This window comes from Aestuariibaculum sp. M13, assembly GCF_024723255.1.
In the GTDB taxonomy this organism is placed as follows: domain Bacteria; phylum Bacteroidota; class Bacteroidia; order Flavobacteriales; family Flavobacteriaceae; genus Aestuariibaculum; species Aestuariibaculum lutulentum.
On the sequence record NZ_JANIAC010000001.1, the window covers coordinates 84849 to 109960 of the forward strand.

Annotated in this window: 25 protein-coding genes; 9 read left to right on the forward strand and 16 right to left on the reverse strand. The window is 34.8% G+C overall.

The window, feature by feature from the left end; all coding sequences use genetic code 11:
• Nucleotides 1–13 precede the first annotated feature (13 nt).
• The 3 genes from NO995_RS00360 to NO995_RS00370 are packed head-to-tail and all read left to right on the forward strand — an operon-like array spanning nt 14 to nt 3221.
• The gene (locus NO995_RS00360; RefSeq protein WP_258225814.1) at nt 14–754 is read left to right on the forward strand and encodes a LytTR family DNA-binding domain-containing protein; all 741 of its coding nucleotides are present in this window, start codon (nt 14–16) and stop codon (nt 752–754) included.
• A 45-nt stretch (nt 755–799) separates the two neighbouring features.
• The gene (locus NO995_RS00365) at nt 800–2221 is read left to right on the forward strand and encodes an amidohydrolase family protein (protein ID WP_258225815.1); all 1422 of its coding nucleotides are present in this window, start codon (nt 800–802) and stop codon (nt 2219–2221) included.
• Nucleotides 2222–2273: 52 nt separating this feature from the next.
• Nucleotides 2274–3221: a hypothetical protein gene (locus tag NO995_RS00370; protein ID WP_258225816.1), complete on the forward strand. Its 948-nt coding sequence runs from the start codon at nt 2274–2276 to the stop codon at nt 3219–3221.
• Here NO995_RS00370 and NO995_RS00375 read toward each other — a convergent pair.
• The 3 genes from NO995_RS00375 to NO995_RS00385 all read right to left on the reverse strand — a co-directional run bounded on the left by NO995_RS00375 (nt 3218) and on the right by NO995_RS00385 (nt 6076).
• A complete protein-coding gene (locus NO995_RS00375) occupies nt 3218–3769 on the reverse strand; it encodes a hypothetical protein (protein WP_240571108.1) in 552 nt (183 codons plus the stop codon). The two genes, NO995_RS00370 and NO995_RS00375, sit on opposite strands and share 4 nt — an antisense overlap.
• 4 nt (nt 3770–3773) lie before the next feature.
• Nucleotides 3774–5156 carry a M20/M25/M40 family metallo-hydrolase gene (locus NO995_RS00380; protein WP_258225817.1) on the reverse strand — a complete coding sequence of 461 codons (1383 nt, stop codon included), beginning with the start codon at nt 5154–5156 and terminating at the stop codon, nt 3774–3776.
• A gap of 68 nt (nt 5157–5224) precedes the next feature.
• Nucleotides 5225–6076: a PPK2 family polyphosphate kinase gene (locus tag NO995_RS00385; RefSeq protein WP_258225818.1), complete on the reverse strand. Its 852-nt coding sequence runs from the start codon at nt 6074–6076 to the stop codon at nt 5225–5227.
• 148 nt (nt 6077–6224) lie between these two features.
• Between NO995_RS00385 and NO995_RS00390 the strand changes: the two genes are divergently transcribed.
• Entirely contained in the window at nt 6225–6989 is a 765-nt protein-coding gene (locus tag NO995_RS00390; RefSeq protein ID WP_258225819.1) for a hypothetical protein, read from the forward strand.
• Between the two features lie 20 nt (nt 6990–7009).
• Here NO995_RS00390 and NO995_RS00395 read toward each other — a convergent pair whose 3' ends face one another.
• The 9 genes from NO995_RS00395 to NO995_RS00435 form a co-directional block, all read right to left on the reverse strand.
• Nucleotides 7010–8173, reverse strand: a complete 1164-nt coding sequence (locus tag NO995_RS00395) for a sigma-54 dependent transcriptional regulator (RefSeq protein ID WP_240571117.1) — start codon at nt 8171–8173, stop codon at nt 7010–7012.
• 24 nt (nt 8174–8197) lie between these two features.
• The gene (locus NO995_RS00400) at nt 8198–9091 is read right to left on the reverse strand and encodes a mechanosensitive ion channel family protein (RefSeq protein ID WP_240571119.1); all 894 of its coding nucleotides are present in this window, start codon (nt 9089–9091) and stop codon (nt 8198–8200) included.
• 1 nt (nt 9092) lies between these two features.
• Nucleotides 9093–10400 (reverse strand): ABC transporter permease, encoded by a 1308-nt coding sequence (locus NO995_RS00405; RefSeq protein ID WP_258225820.1) that lies wholly within the window; start codon nt 10398–10400, stop codon nt 9093–9095.
• Between the two features lie 5 nt (nt 10401–10405).
• Entirely contained in the window at nt 10406–11335 is a 930-nt protein-coding gene (locus tag NO995_RS00410; protein WP_240571124.1) for an ABC transporter ATP-binding protein, read from the reverse strand.
• Between the two features lie 319 nt (nt 11336–11654).
• Nucleotides 11655–12770, reverse strand: a complete 1116-nt coding sequence (gene dnaJ / locus NO995_RS00415) for a molecular chaperone DnaJ (RefSeq protein WP_240571126.1) — start codon at nt 12768–12770, stop codon at nt 11655–11657.
• Between the two features lie 9 nt (nt 12771–12779).
• Nucleotides 12780–13319, reverse strand: a complete 540-nt coding sequence (locus NO995_RS00420; RefSeq protein WP_258225821.1) for a nucleotide exchange factor GrpE — start codon at nt 13317–13319, stop codon at nt 12780–12782.
• A gap of 138 nt (nt 13320–13457) precedes the next feature.
• The gene (locus NO995_RS00425) at nt 13458–14363 is read right to left on the reverse strand and encodes a TIGR01777 family oxidoreductase (protein WP_258225822.1); all 906 of its coding nucleotides are present in this window, start codon (nt 14361–14363) and stop codon (nt 13458–13460) included.
• Nucleotides 14364–14625: 262 nt separating this feature from the next.
• Nucleotides 14626–15306 (reverse strand): tRNA (5-methylaminomethyl-2-thiouridine)(34)-methyltransferase MnmD, encoded by a 681-nt coding sequence (gene mnmD, locus NO995_RS00430; RefSeq protein WP_258225823.1) that lies wholly within the window; start codon nt 15304–15306, stop codon nt 14626–14628.
• Between the two features lies 1 nt (nt 15307).
• Nucleotides 15308–15772, reverse strand: coding sequence for a DUF4920 domain-containing protein (locus tag NO995_RS00435; RefSeq protein ID WP_258225824.1), 465 nt, complete (start codon nt 15770–15772; stop codon nt 15308–15310).
• A 94-nt stretch (nt 15773–15866) separates the two neighbouring features.
• On the opposite strand from NO995_RS00435, the gene NO995_RS00440 reads away from it, so the two are divergent.
• Nucleotides 15867–16934 carry a branched-chain amino acid aminotransferase gene (locus NO995_RS00440; RefSeq protein ID WP_258225825.1) on the forward strand — a complete coding sequence of 356 codons (1068 nt, stop codon included), beginning with the start codon at nt 15867–15869 and terminating at the stop codon, nt 16932–16934.
• A 56-nt stretch (nt 16935–16990) separates the two neighbouring features.
• Here NO995_RS00440 and NO995_RS00445 read toward each other — a convergent pair whose 3' ends face one another.
• Complete coding sequence (locus NO995_RS00445) at nt 16991–17377, reverse strand: nucleoside triphosphate pyrophosphohydrolase family protein (protein ID WP_258225826.1); 387 nt, start codon at nt 17375–17377, stop codon at nt 16991–16993.
• Nucleotides 17378–17850: 473 nt separating this feature from the next.
• Nucleotides 17851–19896, reverse strand: coding sequence for a dipeptidyl peptidase 3 (locus tag NO995_RS00455; protein WP_258225828.1), 2046 nt, complete (start codon nt 19894–19896; stop codon nt 17851–17853).
• A gap of 167 nt (nt 19897–20063) precedes the next feature.
• Between NO995_RS00455 and NO995_RS00460 the strand changes: the two genes are divergently transcribed.
• Complete coding sequence (locus NO995_RS00460; protein ID WP_258225829.1) at nt 20064–21104, forward strand: GyrI-like domain-containing protein; 1041 nt, start codon at nt 20064–20066, stop codon at nt 21102–21104.
• On the opposite strand, the gene NO995_RS00465 is transcribed toward NO995_RS00460, so the two are convergent.
• Nucleotides 21091–21696: a DUF1684 domain-containing protein gene (locus NO995_RS00465; RefSeq protein ID WP_258225830.1), complete on the reverse strand. Its 606-nt coding sequence runs from the start codon at nt 21694–21696 to the stop codon at nt 21091–21093. The two genes, NO995_RS00460 and NO995_RS00465, sit on opposite strands and share 14 nt — an antisense overlap.
• Before the next feature lie 241 nt (nt 21697–21937).
• On the opposite strand from NO995_RS00465, the gene NO995_RS00470 reads away from it, so the two are divergent.
• From NO995_RS00470 to NO995_RS00480, 3 genes are all read left to right on the forward strand, one after another.
• The gene (locus NO995_RS00470) at nt 21938–23158 is read left to right on the forward strand and encodes an MFS transporter (RefSeq protein ID WP_258225831.1); all 1221 of its coding nucleotides are present in this window, start codon (nt 21938–21940) and stop codon (nt 23156–23158) included.
• Between the two features lie 62 nt (nt 23159–23220).
• A complete protein-coding gene (locus NO995_RS00475; RefSeq protein WP_258225832.1) occupies nt 23221–24201 on the forward strand; it encodes a YpdA family putative bacillithiol disulfide reductase in 981 nt (326 codons plus the stop codon).
• Nucleotides 24201–24578: a VOC family protein gene (locus NO995_RS00480; protein ID WP_258225833.1), complete on the forward strand. Its 378-nt coding sequence runs from the start codon at nt 24201–24203 to the stop codon at nt 24576–24578. Before NO995_RS00475 ends, NO995_RS00480 begins: the two co-directional genes overlap by 1 nt.
• Before the next feature lie 4 nt (nt 24579–24582).
• Here NO995_RS00480 and NO995_RS00485 read toward each other — a convergent pair whose 3' ends face one another.
• Nucleotides 24583–25026, reverse strand: coding sequence for an Lrp/AsnC family transcriptional regulator (locus NO995_RS00485; RefSeq protein ID WP_240571175.1), 444 nt, complete (start codon nt 25024–25026; stop codon nt 24583–24585).
• Between the last annotated feature and the right edge of the window lie 86 nt (nt 25027–25112).

The following is a 25112-nucleotide window of genomic DNA, read 5'->3' on the forward strand; positions in this document are numbered from 1 at the left end:
GACATGAAGCAAAATGAAACAGTCTGAATTTAAAAAACCAAGATGCCTCATAGTAGACGACGAACCTCTCGCCAGAGATGTTTTACGTCGGTATTTTGCAAAATTACCTGTGTTAGATTTGGTTGGCGAATGTAATAATGCAATCGATGCTTTTATGTTTCTTCAATCGAACGAGATCGATATTCTATTTTTAGATATTAGAATGCCAGAATTATTAGGCACCGAGTTGGTGCGTTCTATAAAAAACACTCCAAAAATCATCTTTACAACAGCCTACAAAGAATATGCTTTAGATGGATTTGAACTGGATGCTGTTGATTATTTATTGAAACCCATAAAATTTGATCGATTTTTAAAAGCAGTTAACAAAGCTTTACCCGATTACGAAAATGTTTTGAACCCTAATGAACCACAGGAATTAGAACGAAAATCTGGCATAGATTCTATTTACCTTCGCATCGACAGAAAACAGGTTCGAATAGTTTTAGATGATATTCTCTACATTGAAAGTGACAAAGATTATATAAAAATATTTACACCTGATAAAATGCATTTGTGCCGGCAAACCATATCGGCTATCGAGGCTATGATTGACAAAAATGAATTTGTTCGCATTCACAGATCCTTCATTGTTCCAGTAAACAAAATAAAGTCATATACTCACGAATTGGTTGAAATTAATAAAAAGGAATTGCCCATTGGAAAATTTTACTTAAATCATTTTTTAAAAATAGTCAATTCAGAATCTCACTAATATTGCTATAATTTTCATAATTTGGGTTCTTGTAAGCTTCTCAATATGAAATATCTATTAAAAACACTCGTATTTTTACTTTTTACTTCCATTCAAATTCATGCTCAAAAATTCACAAAAGAAGTAAAAGCCTTCATCTCGGTAGACACAAGCTTAGTAGCTATAACCAACGTTAAACTTATTGATGGAACGGGAGGCGATATTAAAAATAATCAGACCATTATTATTAAAGACGATAAAATAGAACGTGTTGGTAATTCAAATACTTTAAAAATTCCTAAAAACGCATTGATAATTGACGGCACAGGAAAAACAGTAATACCTGGTTTGGTTATGTTACACGAACATTTATTCTATACTAAATTCTTCGAAAACTGGTTTAGCGTTGGGCAATCCACTTTTACTTTTCCGCGTCTATATCTTGCCGGAGGGGTAACTACCATGCGAACGGCCGGAAGCATTCAACCACAAAGCGACCTCAACGTAAAACAATGGATTTTAGAAGGTAAAATGACGGGGCCAAAAATGGATGTTACCAGCCCGTTTATAGAACGCGAAGGTGTTCCTATTGCCGAATTAGGCTATATAAAAAACACCAAAGAAGTTTCAGAAATTGTAGACTTCTGGTCAAAACGCGGTGTCACCTCATTCAAACTTTATAATAACATTACAAAAGAAGATATGAAAGTTTGCGTGACCGAAGCCCACAAACGCGGATTAAAAGTTACCGGACATTTATGTTCAGTAACCTATGAAGAAGCTTCGAACCTTGGTATTGATAATTTGGAACACGGCTTTCGAGTGGCCACAGATTTTGAAGTTAACAAAGAGGAAAACATTTGCGATCCTTTTGAATCCAGACAGGCCTTTGACAGCGAACCTATTGACAGTCCTAAAATAAACCACCTTATTGAGGTGCTTATTAAAAACGGTACAACCATTACAACCACACCAAATGTTTTTGAACCTTACACCAACCGCGAACTTATTCCTGGTGGCGGCGAACGAGCGGTAACTCCGGAAGTTTTAAAAGATGTTAAGGCTATTTACGACCGAAGAGTAAATAAAGATTATGTGCAAATCGACTCCTATCATAAAAACATGACCTGGTTAAAACGATTTTACGATTTGGGCGGAAAATTAGTCGCCGGAACCGACCCCACCGGTGCAGGAAGAACAGTAGCCGGTTACGCCAATCAGCATACACTTGAATTATTGGTAGAAGGCGGATTTCCTTTAGTTGATGTAATAAAAATTTGCACGCTCAACGGTGCTAAATATTTAAACCAGGATGAGATTATTGGTACAATTGAAAAAGGAAAAACAGCCGACCTCATTTTAATTAATGGAGATTTAGAAAGTGATATCAAACAGATTAGAAACACGGAAATTGTCTTCAAAGATGGTATCGGTTTTAATTCAAAAAAACTTTTCGAATCCGTTGATGGGCAAGTTGGCCGCAACTAGGTTTCGTGCTTAGTTATATTTTTTTAAATTAGCTGAACACTAATCCTTTACTATGCGTCTATCTCTCATTTTTAAACCTGCTGTTTTACTTTTAACAATTTTATGTATCTCAAATAGTTTTGCTCAGGAAGAAGAAATAAAGGAAGGGTTTAAAGAGGAACAATTAACCTTTTCCAATGGCGATAGTAGATACGCCAGTTACAACAAAGAAGGTACTAAAATTATCTTCGAATCGAATCGTGACGGCATCTGGCAAATATATTCTATGAATATTGATGGAGGGGCTCAAAAACGGGTTATGACGACACAATCCAACGACCGACGACCAAAATGGCATCCTTCAAAAAACATGATTCTATTTGAATCAGACCGAACCGGAACCAGTGAAATTTACAGTTATGATTTTAACTCTGGTAAAGTCAACCAATTCCCTATAAACCTAAGCGGCAATAAATACTTCGCTAATTTTGCACCTAATGGCATGGAGCTCATGTTTTCATATTCCGAAAGAGCCGATATTTTCGATATTTACGCCTGCTCTACAAAAGGCAAACGATTAAAGAAAGTGGTGAGCAATAAATTCAAAAATGTGTATCCTAACTTAACATCACGAGGCGATGTACTCATCTACTTTTCTAACAAAAACACACAAGGTGAAAGTAATGTTATTTACAGCCAGCATTTGTTTACCAAGGACAAAAACCGTTTAACTTATTTAAAAGACGAAAGCACATACCCCGACTGGTCTAACACCAATGGGAGTCGCCGTATTGTCTATTCTGCAAAAGTTGACGACATGAAACACTCCGAAATTTTTATCATGAGAGACGACGGAACCCACAAAATACAAATCACGTATAATGATGTGGAAGACATGCAACCTTGCTGGTCTCCAAACGATATTAATTTATTGATTTCAGGCTTCAGACAAGGAAACTACCAAATTTGTAAGGTCCTTTTAAAAGAACCTTTAAACCCCGACCAAAAACCTTTGGATTAATTCTTTGTTTTCACTTTTCCTGAAAACAAATTCACATTTGAAGTAAATGGATTCCCTGATGCACGTCGTAACATCACCACTTGTCCGCAATGCCAAACCGCGTCTTCAATGGGACCGTTAATAATGTTCCAAAATGGCACTTCAGTATTAGCCAAATCGAAAGTTCCTTGATTATTTTTTAGAGCATCGGAAACTAATTTTAAATTCATTAGCGTTTGTTTACGCTTCAATTCGAAAGACAACTCGTTTTTATTGTCATCTTTATTTTCAGCAAGAACACTATTTCTAATAAACTTCGATAAGCCATAAATATGCTCAATCGTTTCACCCGAAGTCCTGGAATCAGGGCCTATTTTATAGGCTAAATCTTCCAATCTTAATCCTTCGGTTGCCCAGTAATATCTAAAACCTAAACCATCAATCATTCTTGCTGCAGCCGTTGCTGGCGTATACACTTCAGGAGCTTCAGGTATTTCATAATACGGTAAATCGTTTTGAGTTTGAGCAAAACAAACCATTGAAAAAAGCATGATAATTATATATCTCATAATTTTATTTTATTCCATATTTATCGAACAAATATACTAAAGCTGTCATAGTTGCAGCACCTAATTCCAGTTCGCGTTTATTAATCGCATCAAAAGTATCATTACTGGCATGGTGGTGATCGAAATAACGTTGTGAATCCGGATGCAAACCAGCCAACACATTTTTATCTGTTTTTAACGGCCCGACATCGGCTCCGCTGCCTTCCTTTTCAAAATAGTGAATTAAATACGGTTTAAACAGCTCTTTCCAACTTAACACCTGATTAAAATTAGCTTCATCACAATCAAACCTAAAGCCTCGAGGTGTAAAACCTCCAGAGTCACTTTCTAAAGCAAACACATGATTTTCTCCTTTTTGTTTTGCCACATCGGCATATTTATTAGCTCCGCGTAAACCATTTTCTTCGTTCATAAATAAAACCACGCGAATGCTGTGTTTAGGCTTTATTCCTGTTTTTTTCAGTAATCTTAAAACCTCCATAGATTGTACGACTCCTGCTCCATCATCATGAGAACCATCTCCTAAATCCCACGAATCCAAATGCCCACCTACAACCATATATTCATTTGGAAATTCACTACCGGTAATTTCCCCAATAACATTATAAGATTGTACATCGTTTAACTGTTTACAGCTGGTTTTAAAATATAGTTTTACATCCTTACTTAATTTTAACATCGTGCTAAGCGTTTCAGCATCGTTGGTACTGATAGCTACCGAAGGAATACGTTGCGCTACAGGTAAATCGTCATAAGTCATGCTGCCGGTATGTGGTAAATCATCTAATCTTAAATTCATAGACCGAACCACAACACCTACCGCTCCATATTTTGCTGCTTCAACTGCCCCTTTGTACCGCTGATTAACACAACCACCATAAGCCTGAAATGTATTAATTAAATCGGCCTGCATTGGACGATTATAAAACACTATCTTTCCTTCTATTTGCTCTTTTCCTAAAGCTTCTAATTCTTCAAAATTATGAACTTCAACAAGCTGAGCTTTAATCCCTAAAGGTGATGTTGCTACTGATCCTCCTAGAGCACAAATATTAACGGTGCTGGTCTTTCCCGGAACTGTTTCAATGTATGCATATTCTTTGGCTCCTCTTATCCATTTTGGGACCATAACAGGCTGTAACCAAACCTTGCTTAACCCTAACTGCTCTAACTCTTCTTTGGTGTACTGAACCGCTCGTTCAGCTCCTAATGATCCTGATAAACGACTTCCAATCTGATTGGATAAATAATTTAACCAATTGTAACTTTCTCCCTCGGTTAATGAACTTGTATAAATGGTTTTTAAAACTTCATCATCAGTTTGGGCATGAGATTTAAAAACTATTGATGCAATAATTAATAAACACAAAAGGGTTAGGTTCTTCATATATTCGTTTTTATTTATTTGAAAAATAATTCAATTCTATTATAATGTAAATGCCTATATAAATAAAACTACTCGTTATTGAGTTGCTCTTTATATTTCTCCAGATGTTTCTTTATTTCATCATCCAACTCCGGTTCTTCGATATCTTTATATTCTTTTAAGGTATCATACATAATTTTAGCAACGAGATAACGCGCTGACTCCTTATCATCAGCCGGAATAGCATACCAGGGAGCATGGGGTTTCGATGTTCTGTTTATGGCATCTTCGTAACATTCCTGATAAAGATCCCACTCCTCACGCTCTTTTAAATCTCCGGGCGAGAACTTCCAGTTTTTTTCCTGTTTTTCCAGGCGTCTTAACAATCGGCTTTTCTGTTCTTTTTTAGAAAGGTTTAAAAAGAATTTAAAAATGATGGTGCCGTTTTCAGAAATGTGCTGTTCAAATTCATTGATTTGCTGAAACCTTTTATCCCAAAACGCATCATTAACATCTTCCACTTTGGTCACCGTTGGTAGATTTTCTCCTAAAATATATTCCGGATGCACGCGTGTTACCAGTACATTCTCGTAATGTGTGCGATTAAAAATACCGAATTTGCCACGTGCCGGTAATGCTATATAATGTCGCCATAAATAATCGTGTTTCAATTCCAAATCGGTTGGTACTTTAAAACTATGAACAATAATACCACGTGTATTAAAATCTCTAAACACCTCGCGTATTAAACTGTCTTTACCGGCCGTATCCATACCCTGCAAACACACAAGAACAGCATATTTACCATGAGCATACATGGTATCCTGTATTTTCCCCAGCTTCTTTCTTACCTGCTTTAATTCCTTCTTGGCGTCGTTAATTACCACTTTGGTTTCTAATTCCTTTAGGGTAATATTTGAAGTTACTTTGTATTTTTCCATAGTCAAAGAAGTAAGTAATTGTTAAATTCTGAGGTTTTTAATTAAAGTTTTAAATATAGTAAATTCTACAATTTCGATGAAAAACACCGAAAAGTACAATGTTTTTGGTATTTTCGTCTTACCTATTTATGTTATAACCCCAAATTATATGAAAAATTTTTACTACCTCTTTTGTTTGATTAGCACCTTAAGCATACATGCTCAAAGCAAATGTGACAATGCCAATGCTTATCTTGTAAGTGCTTATTCCCATGTTAAATCGTCTTACGAAGCTAATAATATAAGTCACTTAAAATACTCTGCACACCGATCGTTAGAATCTATAAATCTTGCTAAAAAGACCTTGGCAGACTGCAATTGCACCAAAGCTTTAGAACAAGCCAATAAAGCTTTAGAAGTTTTAGCCAAAGTTGACGACCAGCCTACTTATGAAGACGGTAGATACTTTGTAAAACGAGCAAAAGAATTCTGCCAGCAAAGTGTTATTGAAATGGATAAATGCGCAACATCTTCATACAGCATGCCTGAAGTTGTAGAAGAAGATGTAGCCGATGCCTCAGATAGTAATGATTTAGCCAGCCTAAAAAATGAGCAGGCCGCTTTACTTGCACAGCAGGAAGTACTTAAACGTAAGGAAGCTGAGATTAAAAAGCAATTAGCCGCACAAAAAGAAAAAGAGCTGCTACTTAAAAAGCAACAGCTCATTGTGTCTTATGAAAAGATGATTGACTTAAATATTAAAACCTACAACGAAACTTTAAAAAGCTGTAATTGCGGGCATCAAAACATCTCAAAATCAAGTTCAAGAAATACTTCTGAAATGACTTCTGAAGCATTAAAAGTTTATTACACGAATCAACTAAAAACATTAGCTTCGGCTTATTTAGCTGAATTAGACTCGTGTAAACTATAAACCTATTTTGAAACGTCAGGTTATTTACTTGCAAATAACTTGACGTCTTCTTCACTCACCTCTTTTCCGCCTAAAATAATCAAGCGTTCAACCACATTACGAAGCTCACGAATATTTCCCGTCCAGTCGTAATCTTTAAGTAAATTTAAAGCTTTCGCTGAAAACTCCTTTTTAGCCGTACCATGTTCACTCGCAATTTTTTCAGAAAAGTGATTCACCAATAACGGAATATCATCACGCCTATCATTTAACGGCGGAACCTGAATTAAAATCACTGCCAAGCGATGATATAAATCCTCACGGAATTTCCCATCGGCGATTTCCTTTTTCAAGTCTTTGTTGGTAGCCGCAACCACACGAACATTTACCTTAATATCCTTATCGCTACCCACGCGCTGAATACGACTTTCCTGTAAGGCTCTCAAAACTTTTGCCTGTGCTGGCAAGCTCATATCGCCAATTTCATCAAGAAAAATGGTTCCGCCATTAGCGGCTTCAAATTTTCCTGCGCGGTCTTTAACGGCACTTGTAAAGGCTCCTTTAACATGACCAAACAATTCACTTTCTATCAATTCACTTGGTATGGCTGCACAGTTTACCTCAATCATCGGTCCTTTGTTACGATCACTTTTTTGGTGTAACCAATGGGCTACCAATTCCTTACCTGTTCCATTGGGTCCTGTAACCAGAACACGAGCATCGGTTGGTGCAACTTTTTCAATCATATCTTTAATATGTGAAATCGCTTCACTCTCACCTACCATTTGAAAATTCTTCCCGACTTTCTTCTTCAATAACTTATTCTCAACAACAAGTTCCTTTCGGTCTAAAGCATTTCTAACCGTATTTAATAAACGGTTTAAATCTGGTGGTTTTGAGATATAATCGAAAGCGCCAAGACGCATGGTATTCACAGCTGTGTCTAAATCGCCATGACCAGAAATCATAACCATTGGAATTTCAGGCTTTATTTTTTTAGTTGCTTCCAATACTTCAACACCATCCATTTTAGGCATCTTAATATCACAAAGTACTAAGTCGTAATCGTCATTTTTAATTTTATCGATACCAACTAAACCGTCTTCGGCTTCTTCCACAACATAAGTATCATTTTCTTCTGAAAGAATTTTAACAAGTACGCGACGAATAGCTGCTTCGTCTTCTATAATTAAAATTTTGGGCATAATATTTTCCTTTTAAAATTCTATTTATTGATTTGGGTTTTGAATAATATGAATATCGCGTTGTGGGAACGGGATACTAACATTGTGTTCTCTAAACAAACGGTCAATCTCGAAACGAATATCACTTTTTGGTAATCCAGCATTAAAACTATCTGCAAGCGTAAAAACTACACGGAAATCTAAAGAACTATCTCCAAAATTATCGAAACGCACCACGGTTTCTGAAGTTGCCATAACATCTGGATGTGAATTCGCCGCTTGTATTAAAAGTTTTTTTACCAACTGCACATCACTCCCGTAAGCGACACCAACAGCCACACTTTCTCGCGTTGTGGTTCCGTTTTGAGTCCAGTTATACAAACTGTTTTCTAAATACAAATGATTGGGAATAATAAGCACTTTATTATCAATGGTAACTGCTCTGGTGGTTCGTAATTTTATTTCTTCAACGCGACCTACTTTCCCCTCTAATTCTATAATATCGCCAACATGCACGGTTTGATCAACCAAAATAAAAATTCCGGAAATTATATCCTGAAATAAGGTTTGAAGTGCCAAACCAATACCGATCATTAAAGCTGCAGATGCTGCAAAAACCGCGGTAACATTAACGCCTACTGCATTAAGAGTAATTAAAAGGATGATGAGATAAACAAGCCATCTGAAGTAACCGAAAACTACATTAAATTTCCCTTTTTCTTCATCCGGCAACTTTTTAGTAATCAATTTTAAAAGAACTCGAAGCACTAAAGTTGTTATAAAAATGGCTGTAATTATAGCTATAACATCCAGTACCGAAATGTGAATCTTATCGGTTATTTCAACATGCAAGTTTAGAAAATCCTTAATTTTATGTCCCCACGAACTGTTACTTACAGCGTTTTCTATTTTCTCCAATTTTTCTAACTCCTGAATCATATTAATACTTAATCCATTTAATCAGTTCTTTATAACTTGGCTTCTTTCCGTACATTAAAATACCTACTCTGTAAATTTTAGCAGCAAACCATACAGTAAACACAAAAGTACCTATTAAAAGTACAAAAGATACTAATTGTTGCCAAAGCGGTACACCAAAAGGTATACGCATAAGCATAACCACAGGTGATGTTAACGGAATAAATGAAAATACTGTTGATACCGTTCCGTGCGGATCTTCTATTACCGTAAATAGACCTATATAAACTGCCAGCATTAAAGGTGTAATAATAGGTAACATGAATTGTTGCGTGTCCGTTTCATTATCTACAGCAGCACCAATAGCCGCATACAACGAACTATATAACAAGTATCCACCGATGAAGAATAAGATAAACGCAAAAATTAAATTAGTTAATGGTAAATTATAAAACGAGGTGACAAAATTTTGAACCTGTTCGTTAATTTCTGGATTCGTCATAGCCTGATTCATCATTTCCTTCTGCTGACTTTCCATGACATTAATTCCGAAAACAACAGAAATAATGGTTAGCAGAATACTTCCGATAATCAACCAAATAATAAACTGTGTTATCCCTGCTAAAGAAGTTCCAACAATTTTACCAAACATTAACTGCACTGGTTTTACCGAAGAAATAATAACCTCAATAATTCTACTGGTTTTTTCTTCAATAACACTACGCATAATCATGTTTCCATAAATAATGATAAACATGAATAGCAAATAACCGGCAGCGCCACCAAAAATAAGTTTTACAACACTATCGGTTTTTGAAGTCTTTTCTCCTTCAAAACTTTCCTGAGCGATATTAATATTGATTTTTGAGGCATTAATCATATCGACATCCACGCCATTATCTAACAATTTTAAATTGGTTAGCTTTTTTTCTAACTGACCTTCTAAATCTGAAATAAGTGTTAGTGATGGTGATTCTTCCGAATAAAATTGAATATGCTTTGAAGCATTGTTGGCATCCTTAAAATCGCCAATGTAAAGCAAGCCATAAGCTTCGGTCTCCTTAGCAAAGATTTTAGCTTCACTAAGCGACATATCGTTTAATACATTATAAGTCGTCTTTTCGTTGCTCTTAAAAACATCCTGTACCAAACCAGATTCGTCCAATATTGAAATTGTTCTGACTTTTTCGTTATTTAATTGTGTTAAATAAGCAACAACCGAAACAAGAATAATCATAACCAACGGACTCAAAAACGTCATGACTATAAACGATTTGTTTCTAACTTTTGTTAAATACTCTCGCTTTATGATAAGTGGTAAATGGTTCATTTTTTTTATTGATTATTCTTTACAGTTTGAATAAAAATATCGTTAACACTTGGTATCAATTCCACGAAATGTGACACCTCGCCTTTAGATGTTAAGTAGTTTAATAAATCGTTTGGGCTTTCTCCGTTCGATAATTTGATGTTTAATTTCAGTTCATCATCTAAGGTTTTAAAATTTGCCGGAGATACAGTAAACTTATCAGATAATTCATTCTGTAAAATGAGATGATCAGCAGTTTTAATACCCACTTCGAAGGTGTTAATTTTATACTGACGTTTAATATCAATCAGCTTTCCGTCTAGTAGTTTATTCGATTTATTAATTAAGGCAATATCGTCGCATAACTCTTCAACCGACTCCATACGATGCGTTGAAAAAATAACCGTAGCACCATCTTCACGTAACCTTAAAATTTCGTCTTTAATTAAATTGGCATTAATAGGATCGAATCCTGAAAAAGGTTCATCGAAAATTAAAAGTTTAGGTTGATGTAACACAGTAACCACAAACTGAATTTTTTGCGCCATTCCTTTTGAAAGTTCCTGAATTTTTTTGTTCCACCAGTCGCCAATTTCCAAACGATCGAACCAGTATTTTAAGCGCTCTTTAGCTTCAGCTTTGCTTAAACCTTTTAATTGCGCTAAGTATAAAGCCTGATCACCAACTTTCATCGATTTATATAAACCGCGCTCTTCTGGCAAATACCCGATATCTTTAATATGATTTGCGTTAAGTAACTCGTTATCTATTCTTACCGTACCTGTATCTGGCATGGTAATTTGATTTATGATTCGAATTAATGTGGTTTTTCCGGCGCCATTCGGGCCTAATAATCCGAATATACTGCCTTTTGGAATAGATATAGACACGTTATTTAATGCCCTGAAGTCTCCAAAATGTTTAGAAACCTGATTAACTTCTAATAAGTTGCTCATTGTGTAATTTAAATTGACTAATGATTGGTAAAGATATTAAATGTTAAGAGACCTCTAAATGGTTTCTAGAATTTAATACTAAAAGCCTAATTTATTAATTATAAATCAAATAGCTTTTTGATGTTTTTATAAAAACAAAACCCACCCTTAAAAAGGATTAAGGATGGGAAAAAATTGCTATGAAAAAGAAAAATTATCACTAAAATTAATTTAGTGATGAATCAAATATAGTTTTTTTATTCTTAATTCCAAATAAAATGAATTAAGAACTTTTTAAAAAACAGCAGGTTAGTTTCATTAAACTAAAAACTATTACTTTTTAAGAAAACATATCTTTTACTTTTTCAAAAAATGATTTATCTGAACTTTCCGGTTTCGGTGCAAAATGTTCATCTTCCTGCATCGACTCGAAAAATTCACGTTGTTGTTTATTTAATGTTTTAGGTGTCCATACATTTACATGTACCAGTAAATCACCTTTTCCGTAACCGTTAATACTTGGAATACCTTTTCCGCGTAAGCGTAAAATTTTACCAGATTGTACACCTGGCTCAATTTTAATACGCACTTTCCCGGTTACAGTATCTATTTCTTTCGATGTTCCTAAAACCGCATCTGGAAAACTCACATATAAGTCGTAGTGAAGATTATCGCCTTCACGTTGTAATTTTTCGTGTTGCTCTTCTTCAATAACTACGATAATATCTCCTGGAATACCATTACCCGGCGCTTCGTTTCCTTTTCCTGAAACTTTAAGTTGCATACCATCTACAACCCCAGCTGGAATTTTTATTGAAACAGTTTCTTCCGAAATTTTTAAACCTTGTGCATCGGCATCAGCTGGTTTTTGATCGATAGTTTGACCAGAACCGCCACACGCATTACAAGGTGCAGAAGTTTGCATTCTTCCTAAAATTGTATTTGCTATACGTGTTACCTGCCCAGAACCATTACATGTTGTACAGGTTTTATATGTTGTACCTGGCGCCTGAACTTTACGTTTTACTTTAATTTTTTTATCAACGCCGTTAGCAACTTCTTCTAAAGTTAGCTTAACACGAATTCGCAGGTTGCTTCCTTTAGCACGACGTGGACCACCGCCACCGCCGAAACCTCCGAAGCCGCCACCAAAGCCACCGCCGAAGATATCACCAAACTGGCTAAATATGTCATCCATATTCATACCACCGCCTCCAAAGCCGCCTCCATTTTCGAATGCCTGATGACCAAACTGATCGTAACGTGCTTTTTTATCGGCGTCGCTTAATATCTCGTAAGCTTCTGCTGCTTCTTTAAACTTCGCTTCTGCGTCTTTATTATCCGGATTTTTATCAGGGTGAAATTCAATAGCCTTCTTTCGGTACGCCTTTTTAATTTCGGCTGCACTGGCACCTTTGCTTACACCTAATATTTCGTAATAATCTCTTTTAGCCATGTTTCTTTTTTATTGTCCAATTACTACTTTAGGGAAACGAATTACCTTATCGCCAAGCTTATATCCTTTTTCGATAACATCGATAATTTTTCCTTTTAAATCTTCTGAAGGTGCTGGTATTTGTGTAATCGCCTCATGATTGTCTGCATTAAAAGCATCACCTTGAGCCGCTTCAATAACTTCTAAACCTTTTTGTTGAAGTGTCGTTTTTAACTTATTGCTGATAAGCTCAACACCCTTCAATAATTCTTTTTCTTCGGTTTTAGAAATTTCAACGTAAGCTCTATCGAAGTCATCTAAAACTGGTAATAGAGACACCATAACATCCTGACTTGCTGTTTTAAACAAATCGATACGCTCTTTAGAAGTTCTTTTTTTATAGTTTTCAAACTCAGCAAATAAGCGTAAAAACTTATCTTTTTCTTGCTTTAATTCGTCTTGAAGCTTTTCTTCAACAGTTTTTTCTTCTACTTGTTCTTCAACCTCAACTGTTTCGTTTTCTACGGCTTCTACTTGCTCCTTTTCTATATCGTGTTCTTTTTTACTCATCGCTGTATCTAAATTTTTAAACAAATACTAAAACTGATTGGCAAAAGTACTGCCATTATTGTAAAAATGTCATAATGTCACGAAATAATTTTAGTAGAAATTTATAAAACTGAAGAATTTGCAGAAAGACTATAAAATTTAACTTAATAAATCAGTCAACGCTGGTTGTAAATGATGATGCTTAAAATAGAATCCCTTGTCTTCTATTTTTTTACTGCTTACACGCTGACTATCGAATAAAAGAGTATGCATTTCACCCAAAACCATCTTCATAACAATCTTTGGAATATTAGGCATAAACAAAGGCGCTTCCAATTTATTAGCAATAGTTTTTATTAATTCGGCATTAGTAACAGGATTAGGTGCTACGGCATTATACACTCCCGGTAACTGATGTTTTAAAACATACAAAAACAACTCGGCCAAATCACTTATGTGAATCCAGGATTGCCATTGTTTTCCATCACCAAAAGCAGAGCCTACGCCCATTTTTATAGGTTTAAGCATTTCTTTTAAAGCGCCGCCTTTATTTGACAGGACCAAACCGATACGGATTTTAGAAACTATAATACCTAACGTTGAAAAAGCATCAACTTCAGATTCCCAAATATAGGTGACTTTACTTAAGAATGAGCTATCTTTAATTTTATAATTTTCCTCGTAATAATTAGTTGAAGAGTCTGGATAAATACCGATAGCACTAGCAGAAATCACTTGTTTTATGGTGTGCATTTCGCCTTTTAAACTATTTACCAGTAAACGGGTAGAATCTCTTCTGCTGGATAAAATTTCTTTTTTGTAGCAAGGTGTCCATCGCTTAGACACAGTTGCACCTGCAAGATGAATTATAGCATCGACATCCTTAAAACAATTGGTATCGATATCCTGAGATTTTGGATTCCAATAAAATCCTTGGTAATCGTCCTTTTGTTCTATTTTCGAATTACTGGTTGTTAAATAATTTACCTGAATACCTTTCTTTAGGCAACATTTTACAATCTCCTTTCCTATTAACCCTGTCGCTCCGGTAATTAAAACCCTCATAATCAATCTTTTTAAATAAGCTTAAAACTTCAATTTAAAATTTTGAAAGCCTCATTAAGCATTGATTAAATTTACGAAAAGCAAATACTACAAACTATAGATTTATGTTAGGTTTAACATTATCAGACTAACAAATACAAGGCTAAAAACCATAAAAAAACAAGAATATATTTTACCGAATACTTATAGCTTTTTAACAGCTCTAAGCATTTAGCTTACACTGAATGTTTTGTTGCTCTCAACATTTGGCTTCGCCTAATGCTCAAGACTTTTTTGTAGCCCTGAGCATTTCACGTTTTCCTGGAGGACCAGGCAATTTTTCAACACTAAAACCAACTACCTGCATGGCACGACGTACACTTCCTTTTGCTGCATAGGTGACCAAAACACCATTTATTTGAAGTGCATCGTACATTTTTTGAAAAATGTTTTCGGTCCATAATTCTGGCTGAACCCGAGCACCAAAAGCATCGAAATAAATAAGATTATATTGTTCTTTTTCCTCTATTTCAGAGAAAAATCGCTTTTGTTTTGTGAGGATAAAGGCTGGAGTAATATTATACTTCTCTTCCCAAGAAACCTCATGTAAACTTATAAAAAGAGGAGCCTTATCATAAGCCTTTAATTGACTTGGGTAATTTAACTGTGTAATTTCATCTTTCAATACTGGGTAACCTTCTACTCCATAATAGTTAACTGTACAGTTCAATTTTTCAGCCTCAAGTAATGTAATAAAAGCATTTAATCCTGTACCAAAACCTATTTCTAAAATTGAAATCTCATCTCTTTCTGGTTGTACTTCCAAATAATGATGCAGCCCGTGTTTTATAAATACGTGATATGCTTCCTGAATAGCACCGTGTTTGGAATGATATTGCTCATTCCACTGTGGTAAATGTATGGTAGACGATCCGTCTCCGGTTATAACTACTTCTCTTTCCAACTTATTGTTTTATTAAAACACCTTCAGCCTCGAAAGACAGCGTTCTTTTAGGTTGAGTGATTGCTGCTATTTCCTGTTCAGATTTCCCGGCATCCTGAGCATAATGTTGTAATTCATCAACAGGAACTTCATTTACAAAAGCCTTCCCTTCAATAATCACTTCTTTTCCTTCAATATCCTTCGGAACAAAAAAGGCATAATCTTTAAATTTCACCATCACCTCATTACCATCTTCCAAATTTAAAGTCATCCAGCAACCTTTAGCTTTGCAAACGTCCTTAACCTCAGCTATTAATTTATAATTTGTGCTATCTCCAAGATGCATGTCATTATATGCTTTTGCCATCGATTTTACATTGTTCGCATTTATGGCAGTAATTTCTTTCCCAAACGATTCGTAAGACACCTTTTCTTTGCAAGAAAAGAAGAGAAAAACGCAAATCCATGAAAATAATATATTTTTCATCCGTTAAAATTCAATTTTTATTGATTAGTTGTAAATATACTGCTTTTTTAAAAACGTTTTTACTTAAATTTGTAGCATTAAAACAACCTTATTTATGAACTCAATAATCAACGACATAGAGATTATAAAATCAGAAACTACAAAAATAAATGATGTAGATTTTAACAACTTGTCTTTTGGAAGTGTTTTTTCTGACCACATGCTGGAGTGCAACTATAAAGATGGAAAATGGCAAGCTCCAAAAGTAGTGCCTTACCAATCAATAAGTTTAGACCCTTCTGCGAAGATTTTCCATTACGGACAATCGGTTTTCGAAGGTATGAAAGCTTATAAAGATGCTAATGAAGACGTTTATTTATTTCGTCCGTTAGACAACTTTAAGCGTTTAAATATTTCGGCTAAGCGTTTAGCGATGCCTGAATTACCTGAAAACTATTTTATGGACGGTTTAAAGGCTTTATTAGAAGTTGATAAAGACTGGATTCCTAAACAAGATGGTAGTTCGTTATATATTCGTCCGTTTATTTTTGCTTCAGGAAATGGGTTCCATGCTTCACCGGCTAACGAATATAAATTCCTAATCTGTACTGCTCCTTCTGGATCTTATTTCTCTGGAAAAGTAAAAGTATTAATCGAGCAAACCTATTCGCGTTCTGCTAATGGTGGTGTTGGTTTTGCTAAAGCTGGTGGTAACTATGCCGGACAATTTTACCCAACACAATTAGCTGTTGAGAAAGGATACCAACAGGTTATCTGGACTGACGATACAAGCCACGAATATATTGAAGAGGCAGGAGCTATGAATATTTTTGTTCGTATTAACGACACTTTAATTACTGCGCCTACAAGTGACAGAATTTTAGATGGTATTACCCGTAAAAGTATTGTTGAGTTAGCTAAAGCTGAAGGTATTGATGTTGAAGTAAGAAAACTTTCGGTTCATGAAGTTGTTGAAGCTGCTAAAAACGGATCTTTAAAAGAAATGTTTGGGGCCGGAACTGCTGCAGTTATTTCACCTATTTCAGGATTTGGATACAAAGATGAAGATTTTGAATTACCTGAATTAGAAGACACTTTTGCAAGCTTCTTAAAGAAACGTATTACCGATATTCAAACGAATAAAGTGGAAGATCCTTACGGATGGAGATACAAATTAGACTAATCACTACTTAAAAATATTGATATTAAAAAAAGAGAAGCTAAATAGCTTCTCTTTTTTTATTTATCTAAAATGGATGCGATATCTGGTTTAAAATAATTTGGTCCCTTAAGTACTTTACCGTCTTCTCTATAAATTGGCTGGCCATTTTCTCCTAACTTACTCATATTGCTTCGCTGAATTTCTTCGAAAACCTCTTCAATTTTATATTGCATTCCGTGTTCTATAATCGTTCCACACAAAATATAAAGCATATCACCTAAAGCATCGGCAACCTCGACCAAGTCGTTATTATTTGCAGCTTCCAAATACTCTTCGTTTTCCTCTTTCATTAAATTAAAACGCAAAGTATTTTTTTCTAAACCCAAATCGGCCGTTGGTGTTTCCTTATGTCCTATTTTAAACGCTGTATGAAATGCCTTTACAGCTTCAATTTTATTCTTCATTTATCTATTATTTCTGAAATCTGTTTTACTATTTTTGCCTAAAATTAATTATATGTTTAGTAAAGGTCAAATCATTTTCGGAATTATATTTTTTATTGTATTCTCTATCATTATAGGATTCATGTACCGAAAAGATTTAAAACTACACCGAAAATTCTATAAAGGCAGTATTTGGATGCTAATAGCTTTCATCGGATTCATCCTTTTTATTGTTGCAATAAAATTTTTCTTAAAATAAGACGCAACCTTTTTGTGTTTTATGCATCATAAGAATGACTAACACAAACACCAAACACTTATGGATGTACTAATTATAATTGGTTGTCTGCTTTTAATTAATGCTTTTCTACTTATTTTTAGTGTTAATAAAAAAACAGAACCCTAAAATTTTCCATAAACTTAACCTACTTGTTTTTTCGGTCTCGTCTTAATTAAAGAATTCTGTTTTTTATAATGTAATTTCTAAAATCGTTCTAGTTAACTTCTGGTAAGAAGTTGTAACGATTACTGTAGTCTAACATTTGCTCTTCAAATGTTTCCGGTTGAGTTACTTCTATTGCCGTAATTTCACCATTTTCATCTGTTAAAGGAACCAACACAGGATTTACAAATCCACTATAAGGTGCTGATTTAAACTGAGCATTACGTTCTAATATCTCTGCATGAAGTTTTTGATCTACTTTTACACCATAACCTTCAACTAAAGCCTCTACAGCTGCAAAATCTCCTTCAGATTTTATACGTTGTGTTTCTCTTAATAAATCTCCAAACAACTTATGAAGCTTCTCGTAATCGGTAATATTTAAATACGTTTTTCCGTCACGTGTTACTTTTTCAATAACATTTTCGGCTAAACCTTTTTCAAATACCCAAGCAGATACCCACTGGCGATTACGCATGTGAGCTTCTTCAACATCATCTCCCAAATTTAACCGGATTAATTGCGTCATTAAACCATTTCTAATGTATTCATCGTAAGCAGCTTTACCTACCTTTTGCCAATCTTCAACCAGACCTAATTCCTGTAATTTAGAATCGTACAAATAATAAAGCGCTACCAAGTCTGCACGCCCCTCCTCTAAGGTTGAAGCATAATTTTTAAGCGTTTCTTTAGTTTCGCCTACACCAGGATTTAACTGCCCTGAAGCATGACCTACAACCTCATGTAACGCTGTATGTAGTTTATCTGCTAACTGACCGTAAGTTTCTTCTAATTCTAATTCTTCGGCATCGTTAACAAACTCTTTTAAACGCTCTGAACCACCTGCATTGTTGTAAGAAGCAACAATATTTCCCAAAGAAACCGACTTACTTCCAACTGCGGCACGAATCCAGTTGGCGTTTGGTAAATTAACCCCGATTGGTGTACTTGGTGAAGCATCGCCAGCTTCTCCTGCTACATTAACCACCTTATACGTTACTCCAACAACATTTTTCTTTTTATGTTCTTCCATTAATGGTGAGTTATCTTCAAACCATTGCGCGTTATCCGATAATACTGCCATTTTTTTAGACATATCGAAATCTTTAATCTGGATAATACTCTCGTATGAACCACGATACCCTAACGGATCGTTATATACTTCAATAAAACTGTTAATGTAATCTATATTACCTTCGGTAGCGGCAGTCCAGGCTACATTGTAATCATCCCAGCTTTGTAAAGCTCCAGTTTTGTAATACTCAATCAATAAACCTAACGCATTTCCCTGAGCCTCATTTTCCGCAACGCCTTTGGCTAATTCCAACCATTTGATGATTTCATCAATGGCTTCTCCATATAAACCTCCCGATTTATATTTTTGTTCTTTTAAAACACCATTTTCTTTTACCAATTTTGAATTCAACCCATACGACAATGGTTTTGTTGGGTCTGGTGACTGCATTGCTTTATAAAAAGTTTCCACATCTGAATTGGTAACACCCTCACCATAAAAGTTAACCGCTGAAGCAGACACATTATCAATTCCTTTAGCTAAATTTACTTTTTTAGCATCCTTATCATTGAAAATAACATCGAACGCTTCGCCTTCCAATTCCGTATCAGTTTCAGCCAAAAGCATCTTTAAATACTCTGATGAAAATTCAGGTTTTAATTTGTCGTTTGAATAGTGATGGTGAATACCATTACTGAACCACACACGCTTTAAGTAAACCACAAAAGCATTCCAATCTTCCGATGTTTTATCGCCTTCATAATTAGTATAAACCTGCTCTAAAGCTTCACGGATTGTTAAATTATACTTGTAGTTCTGATCCCAAATAATATCACGACCAGAAAGTCCAGCCTGTGTTAAATAATACACTAATTTCTGCTCTTTCAGGGTTAAATTCTCCCATCCCGGAATCTGGTATCGCAACACCTTAATATCCGCAAACTGTTCTACATTGTAATTAAACGGAGCTTCTACAATCTTAGCATCTGTAGCGTCTTCGGTTGCTGTTTTCGCCTTATCATTTCCACAGGAAAATAATGTAGCTGAAACAAAAGCAACACCAAGTATTTGTTTTAAATTCATTTTTTTGGATTTTTAAGTTCGAGAACAGGCTGAATTAGCATTTAAAAACAATTAACCCGTTCTCGTTATTGAATTTTTATTATAAAGTCCACAAATGTAATAATTTCTCAACAAGAATTATAAATTCATTATCTTTGATATAGCAACTCCACTAAAAAAAGATTGACATGAAATCTTTCAAATACATACTATTCTTACTACTCATTGCCGTTATTGGTACGTCTATTTATGTCGCTATTCAGCCAAATACTTTCGAAGTAAGCAGAACACGAACCATTCAAGCTCCTGCGTCTGTGATTTATAACAATGTTATTGATTTTAAAAACTGGAAAGACTGGTCGTCTTGGGTTGAAGCTGACCCTGACATGAAATTAATTTACCCTGAGCAAACATCAGGAATTAACAGCTCCTATTCTTGGGAAGATGAAAGCGGACTTGGAAGTTTGACAACACTTGAAACAGTTCCAAATGCTACCATATACCAACAAATGCAAATCGCAGAATTTCCTGCCTCTAATATTAACTGGACATTTACCCCTAATGAAGATGGTTCTACTAATGTTACCTGGAGTATTTCAGGGAATGACCTCCCTTTCGGTTTCAAAGCTTACACGGCTTTTACAGGAAGCATGGAAGAACAAATCGGCCCACATTACGAACGTAGTCTGGAAAAATTAGATAGTATTGTTTTAGCCAGCATGCAAGTGTACAGCGTAAAAGTAAATGGTATTACCAGTTTTGCTGGTGAACATTTTCTTTATAACTCCGTTACCTGTAAAATAAGTGAGTCTGAAGAAAAAATGCAGGAGATGTTTAATGAAATTCAGGCTTATGTTAAAGAACACAATATTTCGTCTTCTGGTGCACCATTTGTAAATTACACAAAATGGGACGACGTTAGCAATACAGCTGAATTTTCCTGTTGCATACCAATAAACGAAGAAGTTACCACGACCAGCAGTCATATTTTAATGGGTAAATTAGATCCCTTTAGAGCTGTAAAAACAACTTTAAAAGGCGATTACAGTAATTCGAAAGAAGCCTGGGAAACCGCTTTAAAATACATTCCTGATGCCGGATTAGAATTTACCGAAAACGGCCCTATGTTAGAAGTCTACTTAACAAACCCTGAAACTACACCAAATCCAGCCGATTGGGTAACCGAAATTTATATAGCCATTAAAGAAGATCCTGTTAATGCTTTTTAAAGGCTTTTACTCCGGCTTCAATACGAGTAGCCAAATAATTTTCTCTTGGCACAATTGGGCATGAGTATTTATCGTTGTATGCGCAATACGGATTATAAGCTTTATTAAAATCTATTATGATGGTATCTCCCTTTGGAATTCGAGCATCAATATAACGACCTCCTCCGTAGCTTTCTTCGCCGCTGGTTTCATCAAAAAATGGCAAAAACAAATAATTTTCATAGCCTTCCTTTGTCATTAAATCTTTATCCTGATAGATATTCAATTTGAAAGATTCTCCTTTTAATTCAAAATTTAAAATACCATAAATTCGCTTTTCAGAAATACGGCTTGTTGTGGTTTTCATTGGCACAAATTCCGAATCCGGCATCATCTCTAATATTGCCTTAACCACATATATTGAGTCATTTTTAAAGAATTCCAAGCCTTCAAAAGTCTTTCTATCTTCATCTTTTAAAGGCGATGTTGTAGCATCTTTATATTCGGCATTCAACTCTTGCTGAAAGGCGGTTTCACCTAAATTATACTGCTTTTTATTTTGGCAACTTACTATACCTAAAGCAAGTAAAGACCATGTTAAAAAATACTTCATTTAAACAATTTTTGATTTCAAAAATACAACTTACAATAATTTTATATAAGTTTGTAATTCATAAAATTAGACTATGCGCTATATGATCACAATTTGTAAAAAGCAATATACCTCTGTGAGAGAACGAGGTCGGGCTTGCTATATATTGTGATGATATCATTATAAAATTATATTACAATGTATTAAAAGTCCGACTTAACCGTCGGACTTTTTTATTTTTATAACTATTACCAACCATATAATGAAAACACTTTTTAAAAACTACATAGATACTTTTCGAGGACTCTCGGAAGAAATATGGTGGCTGGCACTTATTACTTTTATAAACCGAGCCGGTACTATGGTTATTCCGTTTCTATCTCTTTACTTAAAAGAAGATTTACACTTTTCGGTAAGCCAGGTAGGGTGGATTATGAGTGCCTTTGGTTTGGGCTCGGTTGTTGGCTCTTGGATTGGGGGTAAACTAACCGACAAAATTGGTTACTACAAAGTTATGGTTAGAAGTTTACTTGCTACAGGGGTTTTATTCGTTCTATTACAATTTCTAAATACATTTGTATCGATATGTGTTGGGATATTTATTGTTATGATGGTTGCCGATGCCTTTCGTCCAGCTATATTTGTGGCATTAAATGCCTATAGCAAACCCGAAAATAAAATCCGTTCATTAACATTAATTCGTTTGGCCATTAATCTTGGTTTTTCGGCAGGACCAGCTATTGGCGGTATGATTATCACAGGTCTTGGGTATTCCGGTTTATTCTGGGTAGACGGCATAACATGTGCCATTGCTGCTCTTGTTATGATTAAAGTTTTAAATCCTAAAAAAGCCAAAGTACTTGACGAGATTAAAAACGACAATCCGGTTTCAGCTTATAAAGACCATGCATTTTTGGTGTTTTTTATAGCAATGGTTCTATTTGGCATTGTATTCTTGCAATACTTTTCATCTATTACTATTTACTATAAAGATGTGCATCTGTTAAGTGAATTTGAAATCGGTTTGATTTTAGGCTTAAATGGTTTTGTTATTTTTATCTTTGAAATGCCTTTAATCAAATGGTTGGAAAATACAGCTTTTACAAAATTATGGTTGGTATTTTTCGGAGCTGTTTTAACAGGAATCAGTTTTCTAATTTTAAACTTCACTTCCTGGACAGGCATTCTGGTTATTGGTATGTTACTGGTAACTTTTGGCGAGATGATCGCCTTTCCGTTTTCTAATGCCTTTGCCATAGAACGTGCAAAAAAAGGAAATCAGGGTGAATACATGGCGTTATATTCCATATCATTTTCAGTGGCGCATATTTTTGGTCATAATGCCGGATTGCAGTTAACGGCAGGTTTAGGATTTGAAATTACATGGTATATTATTGCAGGTTTAGCCCTAATATGTGCCTTGATATTATTTAGTTTAAACAGAAGATTAAATAATTTAAAAAGATATAAAACCGTAAATTGAAACAAATTATTAAGACCTAATTGTTTAAATAAGCAATATGGTTGATAATTTTAATAAATGAGATGAAAAATACTTTTGATGTTTTAATAATTGGCGCAGGACCTATTGGTATTAACTGCGCCTTAGAATGTAAAAAAAGAGGATGGAATTATGTTGTGATTGAAAAAGGTGCTTTAACCAATTCGCTTTTCAACTATCCTAAAAACATGACCTTCTTCTCAACATCTGAAAAATTAGAAATTGATGAGATTCCATTTATTAGTAACAACCCGAAACCTAATCGGGATGAAGCTTTAGAGTACTATCGACGGGTCGTGACTTCCAATAAACTTAACATTCATTTATATGAAACTGTAAAGCATATTGAAAAAGAAAAGGAAATATTTAAAGTAACGACATCTAAAACTGAATATTTAGCTAAAAAAGTCATAATCTCAACAGGGTTTTACGACATCCCAAAACTTATTAATGTACCTGGTGAAGATTTACCAAAAGTGACACATTATTACAAGGAAGCACATAACTATTCCTTACAAAAGGTAATTGTTGTTGGAGCCAGTAATTCATCGGTTGATGCGGCATTAGAAATTTGGCGTAAAGGCGGAGATGTAACCATGGTAGTTCGAGGTGAAACCATTGGAGAACGTGTAAAATACTGGGTGCGCCCCGATATTATAAATCGTATTAATGAAGGTAGTATTAAAGCCTATTTTAATTCTGAAATCACGAAAATAGACTCCGAAACCGTAGAAATTAAAACTCCTAAAGGCGATTTGACTTTAGAAAACGATTATGTTGTAGCGCTTACAGGTTATGTACCCGATTTTAATTTTTTAAAACAAAGTCATATTGCATTGTCTGATGATGGCAGAAACATTCCAAACTACAACCCTGAAACTATGGAATCAAACATTGAAGGCTTGTATTTAGCGGGTGTTATTTGCGGTGGTAATGAAACGCATAAGTGGTTTATTGAAAATTCACGAATTCATGCGAAACTCATTGCTGAACATATTGAAAGTTTAAATGAAAGTACAAAATAATGAACCTTAATCAAGTTACTATTCCTTCTATTGATGTCGAAAAGGCTACAAAATTCTATGAAACATTAGGACTCAAACTTATTGTAGATTCTATTCCAAGATATGTTCGATTTGAATGTCCTGACGGAAACAGTACATTCTCAATTCATCAGGTTGAAGCTCTACCAAAAGAACTAGGAGCAACTATCTATTTCGAAGTTGATAATGTGGATCAAACGGTTTTAACCTTACAGCAAAAGGGCATTGTTTTCGAGAGTCTTCCTGAAGATAAACCCTGGTTATGGCGTGAAGCTCATTTAAATGATTTAGACGGTAATCCTATTATTATATATCACGCAGGTAAGAACAGAAAAAATCCGCCGTGGCGGATTTCTTAACCCATTATTTTAGGGGTTTTATTTCCTTAAATCGTGTAACGTGTGACAACACGATTTGGGTTTTTGTTTCTCCGTAAATAATCAATTGATCTATAAAAGTTTCCAAATGCTTCTGGTTTTTAAGCACCACTTCCATTACAATGTTTTCGTTTCCTGTAATGCGGTAACAGTTTAAAACCTCATCGTAAGTTTTTACTTTTTCTAAAAAAGGTTTCAGCTTTCCTATAAAAGCACGCAAGGTTATTATGGCTTTTAATTGATATCCCATATCTAATGGAGACACTACGGTTTTATAACCTAAAATAATTCCGGCATCTTCCATCTTCTTAATACGCTCGGAAACCGCTGGTGAACTTATTCCCACCTGACGCCCAATTTCGGCATTAGACTGCCTTGCATTCTGCTGTAAACACTTCAAAATCTTCCAGTTAAGCGCATCTAAAACCATTTTTAAGATAAATTAGATTAAAAAATTAAATATTAAAGTAAATATACGATTTTACTTTAAATATTAAAGATGAATATGAAATCTTG

Bases quoted from the DNA above. Each gene is read 5' to 3' on its own strand.
- NO995_RS00360 (WP_258225814.1), top strand. From the start codon at position 14: ATGAAACAGTCTGAATTTAAAAAACCAAGATGCCTCATAGTAGACGAC.
- NO995_RS00390 (WP_258225819.1), top strand. From the start codon at position 6,225: ATGAAAAATTTTTACTACCTCTTTTGTTTGATTAGCACCTTAAGCATA.
- NO995_RS00365 (WP_258225815.1), top strand. From the start codon at position 800: ATGAAATATCTATTAAAAACACTCGTATTTTTACTTTTTACTTCCATT.
- NO995_RS00425 (WP_258225822.1), bottom strand. From the start codon at position 14,363: ATGAGGGTTTTAATTACCGGAGCGACAGGGTTAATAGGAAAGGAGATT.
- NO995_RS00375 (WP_240571108.1), bottom strand. From the start codon at position 3,769: ATGAGATATATAATTATCATGCTTTTTTCAATGGTTTGTTTTGCTCAA.
- NO995_RS00470 (WP_258225831.1), top strand. From the start codon at position 21,938: ATGAAAACACTTTTTAAAAACTACATAGATACTTTTCGAGGACTCTCG.
- NO995_RS00380 (WP_258225817.1), bottom strand. From the start codon at position 5,156: ATGAAGAACCTAACCCTTTTGTGTTTATTAATTATTGCATCAATAGTT.
- NO995_RS00485 (WP_240571175.1), bottom strand. From the start codon at position 25,026: ATGGTTTTAGATGCGCTTAACTGGAAGATTTTGAAGTGTTTACAGCAG.
- NO995_RS00420 (WP_258225821.1), bottom strand. From the start codon at position 13,319: ATGAGTAAAAAAGAACACGATATAGAAAAGGAGCAAGTAGAAGCCGTA.
- NO995_RS00435 (WP_258225824.1), bottom strand. From the start codon at position 15,772: ATGAAAAATATATTATTTTCATGGATTTGCGTTTTTCTCTTCTTTTCT.
- NO995_RS00410 (WP_240571124.1), bottom strand. From the start codon at position 11,335: ATGAGCAACTTATTAGAAGTTAATCAGGTTTCTAAACATTTTGGAGAC.
- NO995_RS00445 (WP_258225826.1), bottom strand. From the start codon at position 17,377: ATGAAGAATAAAATTGAAGCTGTAAAGGCATTTCATACAGCGTTTAAA.
- NO995_RS00370 (WP_258225816.1), top strand. From the start codon at position 2,274: ATGCGTCTATCTCTCATTTTTAAACCTGCTGTTTTACTTTTAACAATT.
- dnaJ (WP_240571126.1), bottom strand. From the start codon at position 12,770: ATGGCTAAAAGAGATTATTACGAAATATTAGGTGTAAGCAAAGGTGCC.
- NO995_RS00455 (WP_258225828.1), bottom strand. From the start codon at position 19,896: ATGAATTTAAAACAAATACTTGGTGTTGCTTTTGTTTCAGCTACATTA.
- NO995_RS00405 (WP_258225820.1), bottom strand. From the start codon at position 10,400: ATGAACCATTTACCACTTATCATAAAGCGAGAGTATTTAACAAAAGTT.
- NO995_RS00440 (WP_258225825.1), top strand. From the start codon at position 15,867: ATGAACTCAATAATCAACGACATAGAGATTATAAAATCAGAAACTACA.
- NO995_RS00385 (WP_258225818.1), bottom strand. From the start codon at position 6,076: ATGGAAAAATACAAAGTAACTTCAAATATTACCCTAAAGGAATTAGAA.
- NO995_RS00460 (WP_258225829.1), top strand. From the start codon at position 20,064: ATGAAATCTTTCAAATACATACTATTCTTACTACTCATTGCCGTTATT.
- NO995_RS00395 (WP_240571117.1), bottom strand. From the start codon at position 8,173: ATGCCCAAAATTTTAATTATAGAAGACGAAGCAGCTATTCGTCGCGTA.
- NO995_RS00480 (WP_258225833.1), top strand. From the start codon at position 24,201: ATGAACCTTAATCAAGTTACTATTCCTTCTATTGATGTCGAAAAGGCT.
- NO995_RS00475 (WP_258225832.1), top strand. From the start codon at position 23,221: ATGAAAAATACTTTTGATGTTTTAATAATTGGCGCAGGACCTATTGGT.
- NO995_RS00465 (WP_258225830.1), bottom strand. From the start codon at position 21,696: ATGAAGTATTTTTTAACATGGTCTTTACTTGCTTTAGGTATAGTAAGT.
- NO995_RS00400 (WP_240571119.1), bottom strand. From the start codon at position 9,091: ATGATTCAGGAGTTAGAAAAATTGGAGAAAATAGAAAACGCTGTAAGT.